At 72.4% G+C, this 6,486-nt stretch carries 3 protein-coding genes; all 3 read right to left on the bottom strand.

Features of this window, described 5'->3' with window-relative positions; genetic code table 11:
• Positions 1–38 precede the first annotated feature (38 nt).
• A complete protein-coding gene (treY, locus tag A6745_RS27550) occupies positions 39–2,765 on the bottom strand; it encodes a malto-oligosyltrehalose synthase (protein WP_066134767.1) in 2,727 nt (908 codons plus the stop codon).
• A 37-nt stretch (positions 2,766–2,802) separates the two neighbouring features.
• Entirely contained in the window at positions 2,803–4,944 is a 2,142-nt protein-coding gene (malQ, locus tag A6745_RS27555; protein WP_066134770.1) for a 4-alpha-glucanotransferase, read from the bottom strand.
• Positions 4,937–6,486: malto-oligosyltrehalose trehalohydrolase (gene treZ / locus A6745_RS27560; RefSeq protein ID WP_066134773.1), on the bottom strand; the 1,550-nt coding region annotated here is incomplete at its 5' end. The genes malQ and treZ, both read right to left, overlap by 8 nt.

Genomic DNA, 6,486 nt, shown 5'->3' on the forward strand with positions numbered 1-6,486 from the left:
GGGCTTGTTCGTCCCGCGGCGGGCCAGCCCTTCCGGGATCAGCGGGACACCAGGACCGCGACGGGCAGTGTGCGCAGCAGATCCCCGACGGCCAGTGTCCGGGTGGACGCCGGCAATGCCAGATTGCCCAAGGCGTCGCGCAAGCCCGCCGTGGTCAGGTTGGCGGGCAATTGAATGCGCGTGTCCCGCCACCAGGTGGCGTCGATCCGCCCGTGCGCGGGCGGTGCGCCGTCCGGCGCCGTACCCGTCATGCGCGCCGCGCAGGCGCGCGCCGCCATCACCAGGGTGGCGCCCCGTGAACCTCGGCGCGCGTATGCGATGACATGTTCCGCGCGCGCGCCTTCGACGGCCAGCGGGTGGTACGTGCCGCGCCGCAGTTCGTTTCTTTCCGCCCGCAATGCCAGCAGGCGGTGCACCAGCGCCTGTTTGATCCGGCCGTCCTGCCAGATGGCCGGATCCGCCGACGCCAGCATGCCCGGATCGGTGGCCTGGAGCGCCGCCCGCCGGACCGCATAGTCCACCGGGCGGCGGTTGTCCGGGTCCACCAGGCTGAAATCCCAGCGGTCGGTGCCTTGGTACAGGTCCGGCACGCCAGGGGCGGTCAGGCGCAGGGTGGCCTGCGCCAGGCTGTTCAGCATGCCGGGTCCCGTGAGGCGCCCGGCCCATTGCGCGACATCGCGCAGCAGCCCGTGCGAGGCCGTCCCGCCGGCGGGCGACCGGGCCGCCCGGGACAGCGCCTGCAGCACCGCGCCGCAGGCCGCCTCATAAGCCTCGTCCGGCACATACCAGTTGCTGTCCAGCTTGGCTTCCCTGAGGGCCTTGGTCTGCCACTGGCCGACGCGCTCGCAGAAGGCGTGGACACCGTCCGCATCGGTCGGGGCCAGCGCGGGCGGCCAGGCGCCGACCAGGGTCTGCAGCAGCATGTACAGGTCGCCGGGCTGCGGCACGGGGCCGGCGGGGCCGCGGGCGTCGGCGTCGAGCACGGCGGCGCGCGCGACCCACGAACCCGCGAACGCCAGCCAGGGCTGCGGCATCTCGCTCAGCACGGCCAACCGGGCGCGCACGTCCTCGCCACGCTTGTGGTCGTGCGTGGCGGTGGCCAGCAGGGCCTGCGGATGCGCCTGGGCACGGCGCATCAGGCGTTCGTGCAACGGCTGAGGCGCCAGGGCATGCACATAAGGCGACGCCCCGACCTCATTGCGCGACAGCAGCGTGCCGCGCCGGTAGAAGTAGGTGTCCTCCAGCGCCTTGGCCGCCAGCGGCGGCGTCAGGTGGCGCAGGCGGTTCTGGGCGCGGCGGCGCAGGCGCGCGGATTCGGGGGTGTCGTCGGCGCCGGGGGGCAAGGCCAGCCAGCCCAGCAGCCGGTCGGCGATCCGGTCGGCGGCTTCGTCGGGTTCCTGCCGCGCGTCTTCCATGATGCGCTGGCCGCGCAGGGACGCGGCCTGGCAATAGGCCAGATCGGCCCGCGTGGCGCTGCCGCCTTCGCCATAGGTGCGGTACACGGGAAAGGCCACCAGCCACGGCACCAGTGCGCGCGAGATGGACTGGGGCGGGCAGTCGCAGGTGGAGGGATCCAGTCGGGCCAGCCGGGCCAGCACCCGCACCAGCGCGGCATTTTCCGCCGAGAAATGCCGCGCGAGCATCAGGCGGCGCGCGGCTTCGAGTTGCTCCGAGGGCGTGCGCGAGTCGCCGCTGAAGGCCTGCCAGCCCTGTTCCAGCACGGCCACGCCAGCGGCGTCGTGCAGCGCGGCGTTCACGTCTTCCATGAAGTCGTAGCCGGTGGTGCCGTCGGTCTGCCAGCCGCTGGGCAGGGCCTCGTCCTCGGCCAGGATCTTCTCGACCACGATATAGGGTTCGGGCTGGGCGCGGCCGCCTTGCTGGCCCGCGTGGCGCAAGTCCGCGCGCAGGCGGCGGCAGTACATGGCGGGTTGGGCCAGGCCGTCGATGTGGTCGATGCGCACCCCGTCGATCACGCCCTCGGCATACAGGCGCAGCACCAGGGCGTGGACCGCGGCATGCACTTCGGGGCGGTCCACGCGTACCCCGGCCAGGTCGCTGATCTCGAAGAAACGGCGCCAGTTGATCTGGTCGGCCGCGGTCGGCCACCATGCCAGCCGGTAATGCTGGCGGCTCAGCAAGGCGTGCAGCGCGGCGCGGCCCGCCTCGGTCTGGGGATCATGGGCAGCCAGCGTCTGCGCCGGGACGGCCTGGCGTTCCAGGGTGCCGGGCGCCACGGGGTAGCGGCCGCCGGCCTCGATCACGTAGATCTGGCCCGCCTCGTCCCAGGTCAGGCGGATGTCGCCGTTCTGCAGCGCGGCCAGATACGGGCGGCCCAGGGTCGGGGCCAGCAGGCGGCCGGAAAGCCAGGGATCGGGATCGTGCCAGTCGATGTCGAACCAGTCGGCATAGGCGCTGTGCCGGCCGTGGGTCAGTACGTCGCGCCACCAGGCGTTGTCCCAATGAGTCGCCATGTGGTTGGGTACGATGTCCAGCAGGATGCCCATGCCGCGCGCGCGCAGGGCGTCGGCCAGCGCGCGCAACGCCGGTTCGCCGCCCAGCTCGGGATTGACCTCGCCATGGTCGACGACGTCGTAGCCATGCGTGGAGCCCGGCCGCGCGCGCGTGACGGGCGACAGGTAGAAGTGGCTGATGCCCAGGTCCGCGTAGTAATCGACCTGGGCGCGGGCGTGGTCCAGCGTGAAGTCCTTGTGCAGTTGCAGCCGCACGGTGGCGCGCGGGGCGCCGTCGCGATGGGGGCGGCTCATGTCGCGGGTTCCGTCTTGAAGGGGGGGCGTGAGGCAGTCATCCGCGTTTTCTTCCCTGTCGTATGGCTTCGACGCGTTTCATCGCGCCCAGGTGTTCGGCCAGCCGCGCGGGCTCTTCGGGCAGGCGGCGGCGCCAGTTCGGGTGTTCGTCGATGGTGCCGGGGATGTTGGGTTGCTCGTCCAGGCCGTACAGGTCTTCCAGCGGCGCCAGCATCAGTTCGCCGGGCGATTGGGCCACGAACCGCAGCATGGCGGCCACGGGGGCCTGGGCGGGCGGGCCGCCGGGATCGGCCGCGCCGGCCTCCTGCAACGCCTGCCACAGCACGGCGCGGTCTTCGGCACGCTGTTGCCGGGCGGCTGCCGCTTCTTCTTCAGGCACGTCCTGCAGGCGCACGCGCCAGTCGATGTCGCGCCCCTGCCACCAGCCGTGCAGCGTGGGCAGGTCGTGCGTCGTGGGCATGGCCAGGGCATGCGCCGACCAGCGGCGCGGCGGCATGAACACCGCGGGCTTGCCGCGTTGCCGTCCCGACGGATGATCGCGCTGGAACCACAGTACCTCGGTGCCCAGCAGCCCGCGCTGCTCCAGCTTGTCGTTCAGGCCTTCCGGGACGGTGCCCAGGTTTTCGCCCACGATCAACGCGCCGTGCCGGTGGGCCTCCAGGGCGGCCAGGCGCAGCAGGTCGTCCAGCGGATAGCGCAGGTAGGCCCCGTCGGCGGGCCCGGCCTGCGGCGGCACCGTCCACAGGCGCGACAGGCCCAGGATGTGGTCGATGCGCACGCCGCCCGCGTGGCGCAGGCCTGCGCGCAGCGTGTCGAGGAAGGCGCGGTAGCCGGTCGGGCGCAGCATGTGGGGCGCGAACGAGGTCACGCCCCAGGACTGGCCGGCGGCGTTGTACAGGTCGGGCGGCGCGCCCACCGTCATGCCCGCCAGATAGGCGCGGGGATCGGCCCAGACCTGGCTGCCGTCGGTGGCCGAGCCCACGGCCATGTCGGCGATCAGACCGATGCCCATGCCGTTCTGGCGCGCCGCATCCTGCGCCTGGCGCAGGCTGTCGTCGGCCAGCCACTGGGCGAACAGGTGGAAGTCGACCTCGCGCGCGTGGGTGTCGGCGTAGGCCTGGATGCCGTGCGCGCCGGGATGATTCGGCAACCGGGCGGGCGGCAGCTCGCGCTCGACCGCCTCGGCCTGCATGGCCTCGAACACGGCATGCGACAGCAGGGAAGGGCCGGCCGCCTGCCGCCAGGCGGCATGGCGCGCTTGCAGCGCCCGGGGCATCTGGCCGAACTGCGCGTGCAGGCGCCGCAGCACGCGCAGCCGCATTGCCGCAGCTTGCGGCCAGGCTATCAGGTCGGCGTCTTCCAGGCGCGCCGCCTGCATGCTCAGGTCGTGCATGGCGTACCGCACGGCGTCCGCGCCCAACACGGCGGCGGGGCAGGCGTACAGCACATTCAGGCACAGGCGGCTGGACGGCGAGTAGGGACTGTAGCGCTCGGGCAGGGCGCTGAACATGGCGTGCGCGGGACTCATGGCAAGGGCATCGGCGCCCAGCTTGCCCGCCGTGCGGGCCAGGGCGGCCAGCGCGCCGAAGTCGCCATGGCCCAGGGTCGGGCAGGCGCCGTCGCGCTGGCGCAGGCTGCCGATCTGCACGGCAATGCCCCAGGGACGATGCGGGCGCCGGGGGGTCAGCGCGTCCATGCTCGGACCGCGGGCAGGACACACGGCCAGTGTGGTGCAGCGCTCGCCCACCAGCAGGCGGTGATAGCCGGGCCGGGCCGGCGCGGTGAAGCGCCATTGGCCGGGCGTGCCCTCCAGGCGGCCCTGCTGCACGGTGCCGTCCTCGCAATCGATGCGATAGGGGAGCGCGCCGCCCGCCGCCACGTGGACCGTGGCACCCGCGTCGCAGACCAGCAGAGGAGCCTCGGCCGCATCGCCGCGCAGGCAGTCCACCCAGGGTTCGTGCCGGGAACCCGCCTCGCCGGCCTGCGCCTTCAGCCGTTCCGAGCTGTCGCGCAACTGTTCGGGACTGCCGGCAGGCAAGTCCAGCGCCTGGAGGATGGCGCGCAAGGTGTCGGGAGAGACGCGCTGGCGGTTGCCGCCGGCGTCGGTCCAATGCTCCTGGATCCCCGCCTGTTCCGCCAGCTCGGATAGCGCGCCCGTCGCACGCGCGGCGTCAGTCATCGCTTTCCTCGATCATCCAGACGGCGGTGGCGGCCGGCAGAGTGCCGTCGATGAGCGCCTGCGCCGCGCCGGCCATGCTTTCGAACACCAGGGTGGCCTGCGCCGAGGGGCGTTGCGCGGCAGGCAGGGCCTGCTCGTCGCGGGCGTGCAGATTCAGGTAGAGCGTGAGCACGGCGCAATCGTTCATGCGCCAGGCGGCGCGCACCGCGTGGGAACCGAGTTCCGCCGCGCCCTGGGTGCGCGCGCCCATCAAGCGCGGCGCGATCAATCGCGCGCGGACCTGCAGAAGCGCCCGGTAGTAATCGCGCCAGGCGCTGGCGTCCTTGTCGTCCGGCGACGGCCATGGGCTGCTTCGGTCGTAGGTGCCAGGCGCGTTGGGATCGGGCACGGGATGGGCCTCGCTGCCGGAGAAGGCCGGAAACTCGGCGCGCCGGCCTTCGCGCACGGCGCGCGCCAGCTCGGGATCGCCGTGGCTGGTGAAATACAGGAAGGGTGCCCGGGCGCCGCATTCCTCGCCCATGAACACCAGCGGAATCTGCGGGGCCAGCAGCAGCGCGGCGACGGCGGCGCGCAGGGCGTGGGGGTCCACGCCGTCCAGCGCGGTCAGGCGTTCGCCCCAGCCGCGATTGCCGATCTGGTCATGGTTCTGCAGGAAATTGACGAAGGCGGTGGGCGGCAGGCCGCTGCTGTCCTGGCCGCGCGGTGCTCCGCGCGTGGGCGGGATGTCGCCCTGGTAGACGAAGCCCGTGCCCAGGCTGCGCGCCAGCTTGCCGGCCGGATCGTCGGCGTAGTCCTGGTAATAGCCCTGGCGCTCGCCGGTCAGCAGATGGTGCAGCACGTGATGCGCGTCGTCGTTCCACTGCGCGTCGTAGCCGGCGCGCAGCAGGTCGGCGCAGTTGTCGTCGTTCTCCAGGACCAGGTGCACGTGGCGTGGCGGCGGCACCACGCGGCGGATGTTGCGCGCCAGTTCGGGCAGCCAGCCTTCGTCCTCGATGGCATGCACGGCGTCCAGCCGCAGCCCGTCCAGGCGGAATTCGGTCAGCCAGTACAGCGCATTGTCCTGGAAGAACCGGCGCACCTGGGGGCGGCGAAAGTCGATCGCGGCGCCCCATGGCGTCTCCAGGTCGTCGCGGAAGAACTCCGGTGCATAGCGCGACAGGTAATTGCCGTCCGGGCCGAAGTGGTTGTAGACCACGTCCAGCAGCACGCTCATGCGCAGGCCGTGGGCGGTGTCGACCAGGTACTTCAGGTCCTCGGGCGAGCCATAGGCACGGTCCGGGGCGTATGGCAGCACCCCGTCGTAGCCCCAGTTGCGCGCGCCGGGAAAGTCGGCGATGGGCATCAGTTCCACCGTCGTGAAGCCCATCGCGGCCAGGTCGGGCAGGCGCTCGGCCAAGCCCAGAAAGCCGCCGCACAGGCCCACGTGCGCTTCGTAGATCACCGACTCTTCCCAGGGCCGCCCCAGCCAGTCCGGATGGCGCCAGGGGTAGCCGCCGCCCGCCAGCACCACGCTGTAGCCGTGCACGTCATCGGCCTGCAGGT

It is taken from the genome of Bordetella ansorpii (genome assembly GCF_900078705.1).
GTDB classification, from domain to species: domain Bacteria; phylum Pseudomonadota; class Gammaproteobacteria; order Burkholderiales; family Burkholderiaceae_B; genus Bordetella; species Bordetella ansorpii_A.

What these genes read in the sequence shown, in the direction of transcription:
- treY (WP_066134767.1), bottom strand. Translation starts at nt 2,765, where the DNA reads ATGAGCCGCCCCCATCGCGACGGCGCCCCGCGCGCCACCGTGCGGCTG.
- malQ (WP_066134770.1), bottom strand. Translation starts at nt 4,944, where the DNA reads ATGACTGACGCCGCGCGTGCGACGGGCGCGCTATCCGAGCTGGCGGAA.